The organism is Rhodococcus sp. BH5 (assembly GCF_027583855.1).
Taxonomy (GTDB): Bacteria; Actinomycetota; Actinomycetes; order Mycobacteriales; family Mycobacteriaceae; genus Rhodococcus_F; species Rhodococcus_F qingshengii.
In genome coordinates this window covers 1-13879 of the sequence record NZ_JAJHVW010000003.1, presented here as the reverse complement: position 1 = coordinate 13879, position 13879 = coordinate 1, and the positions used below count along the sequence as shown (strand labels likewise).

15 protein-coding genes are annotated in these 13879 nt (G+C 62.9%); 13 read left to right on the top strand and 2 right to left on the bottom strand.

Going from position 1 to position 13879, the window contains the following annotated elements:
• Nucleotides 1-86 precede the first annotated feature (86 nt).
• Complete coding sequence (locus RhoBH5_RS09100) at nucleotides 87-767, top strand: TetR/AcrR family transcriptional regulator (protein ID WP_054187502.1); 681 nt, start codon at nucleotides 87-89, stop codon at nucleotides 765-767.
• A 73-nt stretch (nucleotides 768-840) separates the two neighbouring features.
• On the opposite strand, the gene RhoBH5_RS09095 is transcribed toward RhoBH5_RS09100, so the two are convergent.
• On the bottom strand, nucleotides 841-1317 hold the full coding sequence (locus tag RhoBH5_RS09095; RefSeq protein ID WP_003942878.1) for a MaoC family dehydratase: 477 nt from the start codon (nucleotides 1315-1317) through the stop codon (nucleotides 841-843).
• A 157-nt stretch (nucleotides 1318-1474) separates the two neighbouring features.
• Between RhoBH5_RS09095 and RhoBH5_RS09090 the strand changes: the two genes are divergently transcribed.
• The 12 genes from RhoBH5_RS09090 (at nucleotide 1475) to RhoBH5_RS09035 (ending at nucleotide 13689) form a co-directional block, all read left to right on the top strand.
• Nucleotides 1475-2296: an SDR family oxidoreductase gene (locus RhoBH5_RS09090; RefSeq protein WP_003942864.1), complete on the top strand. Its 822-nt coding sequence runs from the start codon at nucleotides 1475-1477 to the stop codon at nucleotides 2294-2296.
• On the top strand, nucleotides 2293-3096 hold the full coding sequence (locus RhoBH5_RS09085) for an enoyl-CoA hydratase-related protein (protein ID WP_030536038.1): 804 nt from the start codon (nucleotides 2293-2295) through the stop codon (nucleotides 3094-3096). The genes RhoBH5_RS09090 and RhoBH5_RS09085 overlap by 4 nt, the downstream gene beginning before the upstream one ends.
• Complete coding sequence (locus RhoBH5_RS09080) at nucleotides 3083-4303, top strand: acyl-CoA dehydrogenase family protein (RefSeq protein ID WP_270008179.1); 1221 nt, start codon at nucleotides 3083-3085, stop codon at nucleotides 4301-4303. The genes RhoBH5_RS09085 and RhoBH5_RS09080 overlap by 14 nt, the downstream gene beginning before the upstream one ends.
• 1 nt (nucleotide 4304) lies before the next feature.
• Nucleotides 4305-5087, top strand: a complete 783-nt coding sequence (locus tag RhoBH5_RS09075) for an SDR family oxidoreductase (RefSeq protein ID WP_007730827.1) — start codon at nucleotides 4305-4307, stop codon at nucleotides 5085-5087.
• Nucleotides 5080-6114, top strand: coding sequence for a phosphotransferase family protein (locus RhoBH5_RS09070; RefSeq protein ID WP_065455055.1), 1035 nt, complete (start codon nucleotides 5080-5082; stop codon nucleotides 6112-6114). The genes RhoBH5_RS09075 and RhoBH5_RS09070 overlap by 8 nt, the downstream gene beginning before the upstream one ends.
• Before the next feature lie 45 nt (nucleotides 6115-6159).
• Entirely contained in the window at nucleotides 6160-6918 is a 759-nt protein-coding gene (gene fabG / locus RhoBH5_RS09065) for a 3-oxoacyl-ACP reductase FabG (RefSeq protein ID WP_065455011.1), read from the top strand.
• A 34-nt stretch (nucleotides 6919-6952) separates the two neighbouring features.
• Nucleotides 6953-8146: an acyl-CoA dehydrogenase family protein gene (locus RhoBH5_RS09060; protein WP_065455054.1), complete on the top strand. Its 1194-nt coding sequence runs from the start codon at nucleotides 6953-6955 to the stop codon at nucleotides 8144-8146.
• Nucleotides 8143-9240, top strand: a complete 1098-nt coding sequence (locus tag RhoBH5_RS09055; RefSeq protein ID WP_065455010.1) for an acyl-CoA dehydrogenase family protein — start codon at nucleotides 8143-8145, stop codon at nucleotides 9238-9240. Before RhoBH5_RS09060 ends, RhoBH5_RS09055 begins: the two co-directional genes overlap by 4 nt.
• Before the next feature lie 31 nt (nucleotides 9241-9271).
• Nucleotides 9272-10255, top strand: coding sequence for an NADPH:quinone oxidoreductase family protein (locus tag RhoBH5_RS09050; RefSeq protein ID WP_003943088.1), 984 nt, complete (start codon nucleotides 9272-9274; stop codon nucleotides 10253-10255).
• Nucleotides 10256-10334: 79 nt separating this feature from the next.
• The gene (locus tag RhoBH5_RS09045; protein ID WP_064113693.1) at nucleotides 10335-11534 is read left to right on the top strand and encodes an acetyl-CoA C-acyltransferase; all 1200 of its coding nucleotides are present in this window, start codon (nucleotides 10335-10337) and stop codon (nucleotides 11532-11534) included.
• Entirely contained in the window at nucleotides 11531-12316 is a 786-nt protein-coding gene (locus tag RhoBH5_RS09040) for a RhlG family 3-oxoacyl-ACP reductase (protein ID WP_007730838.1), read from the top strand. The genes RhoBH5_RS09045 and RhoBH5_RS09040 overlap by 4 nt, the downstream gene beginning before the upstream one ends.
• 173 nt (nucleotides 12317-12489) lie before the next feature.
• Nucleotides 12490-13689 (top strand): DUF4185 domain-containing protein, encoded by a 1200-nt coding sequence (locus RhoBH5_RS09035; protein ID WP_270008178.1) that lies wholly within the window; start codon nucleotides 12490-12492, stop codon nucleotides 13687-13689.
• Nucleotides 13690-13695: 6 nt separating this feature from the next.
• On the opposite strand, the gene RhoBH5_RS09030 is transcribed toward RhoBH5_RS09035, so the two are convergent.
• The coding region (locus tag RhoBH5_RS09030; RefSeq protein ID WP_270008177.1) for a hypothetical protein at nucleotides 13696-13879 on the bottom strand (184 nt) is incomplete at its 5' end.

Here is a 13879-nt window from a genome sequence, read left to right as displayed (position 1 = left end):
GAGCGTACACTTGAATCCGGCGTCAACATCGAGTCTGCTGGGATTGTCCCGAAAATGATGTTGATCGGAAGGATGAGGAGCGCACCGTGCTCGACGACGAATCGCGAATTGCCGCCTTACCGGTGGCTCCGCCCGCGCTGCTCCGGGATCGACCGACCACCGAGCGGGGGACACGCACGCGTGCGGCATTGGTTGCTGCTGCCCGTAAGGTTTTCGAGCGCAGTGGCTATCTCGATGCACGTTTGATCGACATCGCAAAAGAAGCCGGTTGCGCGACGGGATCGTTCTACACGTACTTCGCGAACAAGGAAGAGGTGTTCGCCGCCGTCCTCGAGGTCGCGCGAGACGACATGATGCACCCGGGCATGGGACGCGTTGCGAGCGCGGACGATCCGTACGCCGTGCTCGAGGCAAGTAATCGAGCGTATCTGGCCGCGTATCAACGCAATGCGAAGTTGATGGGGCTCATGGAGCAGGTTGCTCACATCGACCCGGAGTTCCGGAAGTTCCGCAGCGAGCGTGCAAATGCGTTCATACGCCGTAATGCCCGCGGGATCGCAGATCTGCAGTCCCGCGGCATCGCGGACACGGCGCTGGATCCGATGACGGCGTCGATTGCTCTGTCCGGCATGGTGAGTCGACTCGCCTACAGTCTGTTCACCCTTCGTGAGGGTGAGGTGGACGGGCGTTCACCGGAGTTCGATCAGATTGTCGCCACTGTGACCGATCTGTGGGCGAACGCTCTGAAGTTCCCCGACCGTCTCTGACGAGGTGGGCCGCCCCGGCTGCATCGATGTTCGAGCGGCCGGGCGTCCCAGTCTCGGTTCAGCTCTTTTCGGTTCAGCTCTTTTCGACGACGCGAGCGACGGATTCGGCGACCACGACGGGCTTGTCGGAACCCTCGCGCTCGACCACCTGGCTCATCTTCACTTGGATTCCGCCGGGCAACTGCTCCGCGGACACGACGGTTGCGCGCATGCGGACCCGGGATCCCACGGGAACGGGAGCGGGGAAGCGAACCTTGTCGTAGCCGTAATTGAGGCTGTGGGCGAAGCCGTCGAAGTGGATGAGTTGGTAGGAGAACTGGGGGCCCAGCGAGAGGCTGAAGAGTCCGTGCGCGATCGTGCTGCCGAGCGGGCTCGATGCGGCTCGTTCCGGGTCGACATGAATCCACTGATGATCGTTTGTGGCTTCGGCGAACGCGTTGATGCGCTCCTGGGTGATGTCGTACCACTCCGTCGGGCCAAGTTCCTGGCCGATGAGCTTCTCGAGCTCGGCGAAGGTGGACGGGCGGACGGGCAATTGGTTTTCAGTCATCGTTATCCCTTTACTCGCAGTTCAGGAGGACGGAACGGGCCGTTCGGGTGACCGTCGCGATTCGACGGTTGAAACTGACGCCGGATTCAACTATACATGAGGGGAGACGTGGATCACTGTCAGCGCGTAGGTATGACGCAAGCGAGAGGAATCGCTCATGAAGGTTGCCCAGAAGGTAGCAATTGTCACCGGTGGCGGCGGGGGAATCGGCGGTGCACTGGCCGAGCGACTGGCTGCCGAGGGTGCTCGCGTCGTAGTGGCTGACCTGGACGGGGCAGCAGCTTCGGCAGTAGCAGAGGCGATCAACGCGGAGCGTCCCGGAGCGGCCGTGTCTGCCGGTGGCGACGTCTCCGACGAGACGGTCATTGCGGGCCTGATCGCGCAGGCGGAAAAGGAATTCGGCCCGGTCGACCTCTACTTCGCCAATGCCGGCGTTACCGGTGGCATGGGCCTCGACATCAGTGAAGACGTCTGGGACACGACGATCGACGTCAACGTTCGCGCCCACATTCGCGCTGCCAGGCTCCTCGTCCCCGGCTGGACGGAGCGCGGGGAGGGCTACTTCATCAGCACGGCCTCTGCGGCCGGCTTGCTCAGTCAGGTCGGGTCCGCCGCGTACTCGGTGACCAAACATGCCGCGGTCGCGTTTGCCGAGTGGCTCTCGATCACCTACGGAGATCAGGGTGTTCGCGTCAGTTGCTTGTGCCCGATGGGCGTCAACACCAAGCTTCTCTACGAAGGTGAGAACTCCGGCGATCCGGTCGGCAAGGCCGCAACCGGAGCCGTGCTTGCGGCAGGCAATGTTCTCGAGCCTGCCGAATGCGCCGAAATCGTTCTTGCGGCAGTGGATGCCGAAGAATTTCTCATCCTTCCGCACAAGAACGTGCTGGACATGTACCGGCAGAAGGGCGCCGACTACGACCGTTGGCTGCGCGGGATGCGCCGGTACCAGGCGTCGCTCCTCGCGGGAACACGATGACCGAGGAACTCGTCCTCTCCGAGCAGAGAGGAGCGGTGCTGGTTCTGACATTCAATCGGCCCCGCGTTCTCAACGCGTGGACCAACGAGCTCGAAGATCAGTACTACGACTTTCTGGCCGTGGCAGACGAAGATCCCAGTGTCCGAGCAATTGTTGTCACCGGCTCCGGCCGAGGATTCTGCTCGGGGGCTGACCTCGGCAATTTGAAGAACGTCGGCGAAGTCTCCGAAAGTGATCTTGTCCGGCCGCGAGACCGTCATTTCCCGACCACCATCCGCAAGCCGCTGATCGCTGCCGTCAACGGCGTCGCCGCCGGGCTCGGAATGGTCGAGGCTCTGTACTGCGACGTTCGTTTCGGTTCGAGCGCAACACGATTCACTACCGCGTTCGCGCGTCGAGGCCTGATTGCGGAGTACGGCATCTCCTGGATGTTGCCCCGCTTGGTCGGGCACAGTCGAGCAGTCGATCTTCTGCTTTCCAGCCGGATGGTGGATGCCGACGAGGCGTACCGCATCGGTCTGGTCGACCACCTGGTCACCGGCGGTGACGTTCTGGATGCGGCGATTGCTTACGCCGAGGACATCGCGGCCAACTGCTCGCCGACGTCCCTCTCCGTCATCAAGTCGCAGATGAGTGCCGATGCGCACTCGACCTTCACCGATTCCGCCAGGCGTGCGGAATCGCTGATGCTGAACGCATTTCACGGCCCGGATGTCGTCGAGGGCGTCAACAGCCATCTCGAACATCGAGCCCCCAATTTTCCTTCCCTCTCTGTCAGGAGTTCACATGTCAGTGTTTGAGTTCTCGGATCGCACCAAGAAGTACCAGGCCGAACTGCTCGATTTCATGGACAAGCACGTTTACCCGGCCGAAGCGGTCTACGAAGAGCAGATGCGTGAGTCCGGTAACCCGCACTTTCAGCCGCCGATCATCGACGACTTGAAGAAGGAAGCCAAGGCCCGCGGGCTGTGGAACCTCTTCCATCCCCATCCCGAATGGGGCCCCGGCCTGACCAACCTGGAATACGCACCGCTCGCGGAGATCATGGGCCGCAGCCACCTGGCCTCCGAGGCCACCAACTGCGCCGCTCCGGACACGGGAAACATGGAGGTGCTCACGCTCTTCGGCACCGACGAGCACAAGGGGAAGTACCTCAAGCCGCTTCTCGAAGGCGAAATTCGTTCCGCTTTCGCGATGACCGAGCCCGAGGTTGCCAGCTCCGACGCCACCAACATCCAGCTCCGTATGGACCGTGACGGCGACGAGTACGTGCTGAACGGCCGTAAGTGGTTCGCTTCCAACGCCTTGCACCAGAACTGCAAGGTTCTGATCGTCATGGGTAAGACCGACTTCAATGCCGCCACCCACCGTCAGCAGTCGATGATGGTCGTGCCGATCGATGCTCCCGGCGTCACGATCCTGCGCAACCTGCCGGTTTTCGGCTACCAGGACCGCGAAGGACACGGCGAGATCACTTTCGAGGACGTGCGCGTCCCGGCCAAGGACATTCTCGCCGGTGAGGGTGAAGGATTCGCGATCAGCCAGGCCCGCCTCGGCCCCGGCCGCATCCACCACTGCATGCGTGCAATCGGAATGGCCGAGCGCGCACTGGAACTGATGTGCAAGCGCGCATCCACCCGCATCACCTTCGGGAAGCCCGTCAGTGACAACGCGAATATCCAGGACTGGATCGCCGAGGCTCGTATCGACATCGAGATGGTTCGACTCCTCACGCTCAAGGCCGCACACATGATGGACACGGTGGGCAACAAGGAAGCGCGCACCGAGATCGCAGCCATCAAGGTTGCGGCACCGAACATCGCGCTCAAGATCATCGACCGCGCCATCCAGGTTCACGGCGGTGGCGGCGTCACCGACGACTTCCCGCTCGCGATGGCTTACGCCCACATGCGCACCCTTCGCCTGGCCGACGGCCCGGACGAGGTGCACAAGCGCGCCATCGCCAAGCAGGAACTGCGCAAGTACCGCGAAGTCAAGGCGAACTGACATGGCAGGACTGGATCTCACAGGTAAGACGGCAATCGTCACAGGCGCATCGCGGGGCATCGGCCTCGCGACCGCGCAGGCGATTGCGGCGGCGGGCGGAAACGTCGTACTGACTTCGCGCTCACAGGAATCCGCAGATGCGGCTGCCGCGCAGGTGAACGGCAACGCGATCGGCGTCGGCGCTCACGCGACGGACGAGGATGCTGCACGCAAGTGCGTCGAGCAGACGATCGAGCGTTTCGGCAGTCTCGACATCTTGGTGAACAACGCGGGCACCAACCCGTCGTTCGGGCCGATCATCAACCAGGATCACTCGCGCTTCGCCAAGACTTTCGACGTCAACGTGTGGGCTCCAGTCCTGTGGACCGGCCTCGCAGCGCGGGCCTGGATGGGCGAGCACGGTGGTTCCGTGGTCAACACCGCTTCGATCGGCGGCATGGCGTTCGAGGCGGGAATCGGTACGTACAACGCGTCGAAGGCTGCTCTGATCCACATCACCAAGCAGTTGGCGCTCGAGTTGTCACCGAAGATTCGTGTCAATGCCGTTGCGCCGGGAGTGGTGAGAACCAAACTCGCCGAAGCTCTGTGGAAAGAACACGAAGAAGCGGTGTCCGCGTCGACTGCTCTCGGACGCATCGGTGAACCCGAGGACGTGGCCGCTGCCATTGCCTTCCTGGTTTCGGATGCAGCCCAGTGGATCACCGGTGAGATCATGACCATCGACGGTGGCCAGTTGTTGGGTGACGCACTCCCGTTCCGGCAGGGAGCGTCCGTCGGTGGCTAGCGTCGGAGTAGTGGGACTCGATACCGAAGCGGTCACCGGGTGGATCGCAGGCCTGGGGATCGACTTTTCCGGGCCGTTGTCCTTCGATCGAATCGGCTTGGGGCAATCGAATCTCACGTACCTGGTTCGCGATCAGGACGGCAATCGCTGGGTGCTACGACGCCCACCGCTGGGGCATCTGCTGGCCTCGGCTCACGACGTGGCGCGTGAGGCTCGAATCCTGAGCGCTCTCGAATCCACCGACGTGCCTTCGCCGCGAGTATTCGGGTTGACCGAGGATCCTGCCGTCACCGAAGTTCCGCTGCTCCTCATGGAATTCGTGGACGGCGAAGTGGTGGACCGAATGCCTCTTGCGGAGGCGTTGTCGGAAGATCGTCGCCGGGCAATCGGAATCTCGCTCGCTCAGACGCTGGCGAAGATACACGCCGTGGATCTGAAGAAGGCCGGCCTCGACGACCTGGCAAGCCACAAGCCCTACGCTGCAAGGCAGCTGAAGCGTTGGGGTGGGCAGTGGGAACAGTCGAAGACGCGGGAATGCCCCGATCTCGACGATCTCACGCGACGCTTGATTGCAGCTCAGCCGGCTCATACCGAAACCACGTTGGTGCACGGCGACTTTCACTTGCGCAATGTGATCACCTCCGCTCAGAACGGCGAAGTTGTCGCGGCCCTCGACTGGGAACTCTGCACTCTCGGTGATCCGTTGGCGGATGTCGGAAGCTTGTTGGCGTACTGGCCGGCAGCGGGGGAGAACACGGGCGGCGACTTCCCGGCGTCGGCACTCCCCGGATTCCCCTCGCGAGAGGAGATCTCCCGGATCTATCTCGAGGCCACCGGACGGGATCCTGCTGCGCTGAAGTTCTGGCACACGTTGGGGCTGTGGAAGATTGCCGTGATCGCCGAGGGTGTGATGCGTCGCGCCCGCGACGAACCGCAGAATGCCGCCGAGAGCGGAACTCCCACCGTGGAACGTATTGACGCCTTGGTCGCCAAAGCCAGGGAAATTGCAGATCAGGCCGGGATCTGACGAGATCGTCCGGTGTCCGTCGAATCACGAAAGTATGGAGGGCCAGTGAGCCAGGAACGTAGAACCGCAATTGTCACGGGTGCAGCACGCGGAATCGGTGCGGCAGTAGCGAAGCGACTGTCGGAAGACGGTTTTGCCGTCGCCGTGCTCGACCTCGACGAAGCGGCGTGTGCGGGAACCGTCGACGCGATCAAGGCCGCAGGCGGACAGGCACTGGCCGTCGGCGCTGACGTCTCCGACGAGACTTCGGTCGCTGCAGCAGTGGATCGTGTTGCCGCAGAACTGGGTGCACCTACCGTGCTGATCAACAATGCCGGCATCACTCGCGACAACCTTCTGTTCAAGATGAGCGTTGCCGAGTGGGATTCGGTGATGAACGTCCACCTGCGCGGAGCGTTCCTCATGTCGCGTGCGGTGCAGAAGTACATGGTGGAAGCGAAGTTCGGCCGCATCGTGAACCTCTCGAGCACGTCCGCGCTCGGTAATCGCGGACAGGTCAACTACTCCGCAGCCAAGGCCGGAATGCAGGGATTCACCAAGACATTGGCCTTCGAGCTGGGCAAGTTCGGCGTCACCGCCAACGCCATTGCACCCGGATTCATCGAAACCGAGATGACCGCCGCAACGGCCGAGCGCATGGGCGTCGGCTTCGACGACTTCAAGACCGCTGCCGCTTCGCAGATCCCGGTCAACCGTGTCGGTCAGCCCGAGGACATCGCGCACACCGCGTCGTTCTTCGTCAGCGAAGGCGCGGGCTTCGTTTCCGGTCAGGTCGTCTACGTCGCCGGTGGACCGAAGGACTGACCGTCCGCTCACCGCTCGAACCGAAGGAATGGGCATGGCTTTCGACGAAGAGGCAGTATCGCGTGATCTCACCGAAAAGGTGAACACGCTTCTCGCGGAGAACGATCCGAACAGCGTGTCGGTGTCGGATTTCCTCGGCGCACGATTCGACGCCGGACTGGCGTGGGTTCATTTCCCCGAAGGTCATGGGGGACTCGGTGTACCGCAGAGCTTTCAGCGTCAGGTGAACGCTCAGCTGGAGGCCGCCGGTGCACCGGGCCCGGCCACCGGCAAGAACGGGATCGGACTCGGCATGGCGGCACCGACCATCGCTGCCTTCGGTACCGAGGAGCAGAAGCAGAAGTTCCTGCGCCCGTTGTGGACTGCGGAGACGGTCTACTGCCAGCTGTTCAGTGAACCGGGCGCAGGTTCGGACCTCGCGGCCGTCGCTACCCGCGCCGTCCGCGACGGCGGCGACTGGATAGTCAACGGGCAGAAGGTATGGACGTCGGGCGCGCAGAATGCGCAGCTGGCGATTCTCGTGGCCAGGACCGATCCGTCACGTTCCAAGCATGCGGGTCTGAGCTACTTCATCTGCGACATGACCGATCCGGGCGTCGATGTCCGGCCGCTGCGTCAGATCACCGGCGAGGCCGAATTCAACGAGGTATTCCTCACGGACGTCAGGATTCCGGACGCCAATCGCCTCGGAGCCGAAGGCCAGGGGTGGAAGGTTGCGACCACCACCCTGAACAACGAGCGTGTTGCCATCGGTTCGGGCGCACCGCGTGAGGGAGGCATGATCGGAAAGGTCGCTCAGGCCTGGCGTGACGAGCCCGAGCTGCGTAATCCGGCGATGCACGACGAGTTGATGCGGCTCTGGACCGAATCCGAAGTTGCGCGTCTGACCGGTGAGCGACTGCGCCAGCAGCTCGCCGCCGGCCAGCCCGGCCCCGAAGGATCGGGAATGAAGCTCGCGTTTGCCGGTTTGGCTCAGCAGATTTCGGGTTTCGACCTCGAACTGCACGGCGAAGCCGGTCTGCGCTACGACGACTGGACGCTGCGTCGACCGGATTCCGTCGACTTCACCGGGCGTGAACCCGGATACCGGTACCTGCGAGCCAAGGGCAATTCGATCGAGGGCGGAACGTCGGAGATCCTGCGCAACGTCATCGCAGAACGTGTACTCGGGTTGCCGCCCGAGCATCGCGTCGACAAGGACATCGCCTGGAAGGACTTACCCCGATGAGCGCCGATCTGTTGTACTCCGAGACCGAACAAGATCTGCGAGCCAGCGTCAGACGACTGCTGAGCGAGCGCGCCGGCGCCGACACCGTGGTCACGGCGTACGACGACGTGTCCGCCGACTTCACCGGGCTGTGGAAGTCGCTGGCGTCGGAACTCGGTTTGGCGGGACTGCTGGTACCCGAGGAACTGGGCGGGGCAGGTGCGTCGACGCGTGAGGCGGCGGTCGTGATGGAGGAGATCGGACGTGCGGTCGCTCCCGTTCCGTTCTTCACCAGCGCGGTGCTGGCGACGACGGCGTTGCTGAAGGCCTGCGAGACCGAGGTGCTCGGTCAATTGGCAGCGGGGGATTCGACGGCTGCTCTGGTCGTCCCGTTGTCCACTGCACCAGGAACTTTCACACCTACTGTCAAGGCAACGGCGAGTGGACTCGTCGGCAGCGTCACGACGGTTGCCGGCGTCGCCGAGTCCGATGTTCTTGTTGTTCCGGTTGCGGGTGAAAGCGGTCTGGAGCTGCATACCGTTCGGATCGCCGACGCCACCGTCACGCCGGTTCTGTCCCTGGACATGACGCGCCGATTGGCGGACGTCGAGTTCTCGGGTTCGTCGTCGGTCCGTGTCGACAGCGGCAATGCGGCGCAAGCGGTTGAGGAAGCGTTGCTCTGCGGAAGCGCACTGCTGGCGTCCGAACAGTTCGCTGTAGCTCAGTGGTGCCTCGAAACGACTCTCGCGTATGTGAAGGAGCGCAAGCAGTTCGGCCGGGCGATCGGTTCGTACCAGGCGATCAAGCACCGCCTCGCCGATCTCTGGCTCGAAGTCAGCTCTTCGGGAGCGGCAGCACGATATGCGGCGGACACCTATGCACGCGGCGACGAAGATGCGGCGATCGCAGCGACGGTGGCCCAGGCATTCTGCAGCGGCGTCGCGGTTCATGCTGCCGAGGAGTGCGTCCAACTTCATGGTGGTATCGGAATGACGTGGGAGTATCCGGCGCACCTGTACCTCAAACGGGCGAAGAGCGATCAGCTGTCGCTGGGAACCGCGTATCAGCATCGGGCACGCCTCGCCGAGTTGGTCGACCTCCCGATCTCGTCCTGAAACTCACCCACTATCTGTCTGGAGAATTGCTGTGAAGGCTTGGCGCGTCAACGAACTCGGTCAACCCCGCGATGTGCTCGCGTTGGAGGAGACCGCGGATCCCACCCCGAATGCGACGGAGATGTTGGTCAAGGTGCTGGCGGCTCCGGCCAACTTCCCCGACGTCCTCATGTGCCGGGGTGAGTACCAGATCAAGCCGCCGCTGCCCTTCACACCCGGTGTCGAACTGTGTGGTGAAGTGGTCTCGGTCGGTGAATCGGTGACCAAATTCGCAGTGGGGGACCGGGTGATCGGTAATCCGAGTCTGCCGTCCGGCGGATTCGCCGAGTACTCGGTACTGGATCAGAACAACACGTTCCCGGCGCCGTCGGCTCTCGACGACGCGGAAGCATCCGCTCTGAGCATCGGCTATCAGACAGCGTGGTTCGCTCTGCATCGCCGCACCCAACTGCTCGAGGGTGAGACGTTGTTGGTCCACGCTGCTGCGGGTGGTGTCGGTAGTGCGGCAGTGCAACTCGGCAAGGCGGCAGGCGCCAAGGTGATCGGTGTCGTCGGCGGCCCGGACAAGGCCGAGTACGCGCGCAAGCTCGGCGCAGACCTCGTCGTAGACCGTCACAGTGAGGACTTCGTGGCAGCGGTCAAGGAGTTCACCGGCGGCAAGGGCGCCGACGTGGTCTTCGATCCGGTCGGCGGCGACGCATACGCGAAGTCCACCAAGTGCATCGCCTTCGAGGGACGGATCGTCATCATCGGCTTCGCCGGTGGCACGATCCCGCAGCCGGCACTCAATCACGCTCTCATCAAGAACTATTCGATCATCGGACTGCACTGGGGGCTGTACAAGGCCTACAACCAGCAGGCCATCGACGATTGCCACGTCGAGCTCACCAGGCTCGCCGATGCCGGCTTGGTCAAACCACTGATCAGTGAGCGGCTGTCGTTGACGGACGTTGCCGACGGTATCGGTCGCCTCGGTGACGGCACCACGGTCGGTCGCGTCGTGTTCCAGCCCTGATTCTTGCTGTGCGCCTTTATTAACCCCCGGCGGTTAATAAAGGCGCACAGCACTTCGTGTTCGACGAAAGGTTTCCCCGATGAGGCAAGCTGTCATCGTTTCCACCGCCCGTACCCCGATCGGTAAGGCGCACCGCGGCGCGTTCAACAACACTCAGGCTCAAGAGCTTGCTGCACATGCCATTTCGAATGCAGTTCAGCGCGCGGGCCTCGAGGGCGGCGAGGTCGAGGACGTCATCCTCGGCGCTGCGCTGCAGCAGGGATCTTCCGGCGGCAACGTCGCACGGCAAGCGGTGCTGCGGGCCGGGCTTCCGGATTCGGTTTCCGGAATGACGATCGACCGTCAGTGCTCGTCCGGTCTCATGGCCATCGCGACCGCAGCCAAGCAGATCGTGGACGACGGAATGCAGATCGCGGTCGGCGGCGGAGTCGAATCGATCTCGTTGGTCCAGAACGATCACATGAACAACTTCCGCGCGGCTGATCCGTGGCTGAAGGAAAACAAGCCGTCGATCTACATGCCGATGCTGCACACGGCCGAGATCGTCGCCGAGCGCTACGGAGTCACCCGCGAGCAGCAGGACGAGTTCGCGCTCGTCTCCCAGCAGCGGACCGCAGCGGCCCAGGACGCAGGTCGGTTCGATCTCGAGATCGTCCCGCTGCCCTCGATCAAGCAGGTGCAGGACAAGGAGACCGGTGAGATCCGCAGCGAGTCCGTGACGCTGACCCGCGACGAAGGCAACCGCGCTTCCACCACGTTGGAAGGGCTGTCGAGTCTGCGACCGGTTCTGGCCGACGGGACTGTCAGTGCTCATTCGTCCATCACTGCGGGCAACTCGTCTCAGCTCTCCGACGGCGCTTCGGCGTCGGTGCTGATGGAGGCAGGCGAGGCGCAACGCCGCGGGTTGGCTCCTCTCGGTATCTACCGTGGCATGGCTGTCGCGGGTTGCGCTCCCGACGAGATGGGCATCGGACCGGTGTTCGCGATTCCGCGTCTGCTGGATCTTCACGGCCTGAAGGTCGACGACATCGATCTCTGGGAACTCAACGAGGCCTTCGCCTCTCAGGCCCTGTACTGCCGCGACAAGCTCGGGATCGATCCCGAGAAGTACAACGTCGACGGCGGCGGTATCTCTGTCGGCCATCCGTACGGAATGACGGGCGCTCGTCTGGTCGGCCATGCTCTTCTTGAAGGAAAACGGCGCGGAGCCAAGCTCGTGGTGGTGACCATGTGCATCGGCGGCGGTATGGGCGCTGCCGGGCTTTTCGAGGTCGCATGAGCTTGATCGAGGGACTGTTCGACGTCAGTGGCAAGACCGTTGTGGTCACCGGTGGATCACGCGGCATCGGATACATGATCGCTCGCGGGTTTGTCGAAGGCGGAGCGACGGTCGTCATTTCGGCCCGAAAGGCCGAAGCCTGTGACGAAGCCGCGCGAGAGCTTTCGGAGTTCGGCACCTGCATTTCGCATCCGGCCGATCTGTCCACGGACGAGGGGGTCGAGAGCCTCGCTGCGAAGGTCGCCGAGATTTCGCCGACGCTCGACGTACTGGTCAACAACGCCGGTGCCACGTGGGGAGCTCCCGTCGACGATTTTCCGGCCGCAGGCTTCGACAAGATTTTCGACATCAATGTCAAGGCAATCTTCCTCCTGACGCAGAAGCTGTTGCCGCAGTTGCGGTCTGCAGCCACGGCGGAAGATCCCGCGCGCGTGATCAATATCGGATCGATCGACGGACTCGTGGTGTCGGGTTCGGAGAACTTCTCGTACGGAGCCAGTAAGGCTGCGGTGCACATGTTGACGCGCAAGCTCGCGGCAACGCTTGCGGGGGAACAGATCACGGTCAATGCCATTGCGCCGGGCCCGTTCCCGTCGAAGATGATGGCATTCCTCCTCGAGGACGAACAGAGTGCAAAGGCTGTGGCGGACTCGGTCCCGTTGGGCCGGGTCGGAACTCCCCAGGATGCCGCAGGTCTTGCCATCTTCCTGGCTTCACGTGCCGGGGCTTATCTGACCGGCGCGGTGATTCCACTCGACGGCGGTGCGAGCGGAGCGCGCTGACCTACTGACTGATCTTCTCTGTCCGAAAAGGCCTGAAAGTCTGAACTACTATGACTTTCAGGCCTTTTCGCGTCTTTGTCTGATTGGGTTATCTGTGACTGCAGTTGCTAGATTGTCCGAGGTTCGGGGGGAACGACGACGACATCACCAACAATCCCGGCCATGGGGGAGTCATGTTTCGCGCGGGGAGATCGTTGGGGGTGTTCGGGGTAGTTGCTGCTCTGGCAGCTGCTGCCGTCACGGCGGTGGCTTCGCCGGCGATGGCTGCGCCGGGCTGCGTCGGAGTCAGTGGCGTCGGTAGTAGCGGTGGTCCGGCCAATGCGGCGCCGTGGCTCAACGGCAACACCGGAGGGTTGCCAGGTCTATCCGGTCGTACTACCGCGATCGAAAAGGTCACCGGCACATACAGTCCCAACAAGACAGTTGATCGCTTCAATGTCCTGGGTACCGACCTGGGCATCATGTGGGACAACGGTGCGGGGCAGATTCTGACCGCTTTCGGCGATACCACCGGGCTCAGTCGTAACCCCGGCTGCGACGGTTTGGTGGGCGAGTGGCGAAGCAATGTACTCTTCCGCAGCTCGGATCGGGTACTGGCCGACGGTATGCGCATCGACAGCGCGCCGATGGACGGCACAGCTCAGGCGCGTGAGATCATTTCCGGTCTGAAGATTCCGGGCGTCGAGGCCTCCAGCATCCCCACGAGCGGCATCGCAGTGAACGGTGTGCAGTATCTGAGCTACATGTCGGTGCGCAACTGGGGCGAGGCCGGGCAGTGGAGTACAAACTACTCACAGATTGCTACCTCCTCGGACAACGGCGAGACGTGGACCACTCGTCCGGAAACTCTGCGCCCCAACATCGGTGGGGTTCTTCCCGCGGGTGTCGCCCCCGTCGCCGGTAGCGAGAACTTCCAGATGAGCTCGATGGTGAAGGACGGCGGGTTCGTCTACAACTACGGAACCCCCGCGGGACGATCCGGCGAGGTTCGACTTTCTCGCGTGCCCGAGGGGGCGATCCTCGATCTTTCCGCCTACGAGTACTGGAACGGAAACGGCTGGATCCTTGCCGATCTCGCAGCGGCCGTACCCGTCATGGACGGCCGCATCGGTGAGGTCTCCGTTCAGTACAACGAGTTCCTCGGCAAGTTCGTGGCGATGTACGCCGACGCGTTCAGTTCGATCGTGATGCGAACCGCTCCCAGTCCGGTCGGTCCGTGGACGGCACCGGAGACACTGGTCAATCTGGTCGAGGTTCCCGGTATCTACGCCGCATACATCCACCCGTGGTCCAGTGGTTCGGATCTGTACTTCCTTGCCACCACGTGGGCCGACTACAACGTCATGTTGATGCGTACGACGCTCGTTCGCTGATCCGACTCACGCTTGCGTTTGCTGGAGGTACACGATCTCCTCGGTGATCGGCGCGTCGTCATCGGCTTCGGTCGGCGGTTCTTGTCGGCGGCGCCACCAGATGGTGAACAGGACGGCTCCGATCACCAAGGCAGCCAGAGCGATTACCGCCACCCAGAATTTCGGGCCGTAGTATCCGACAAGGACCATG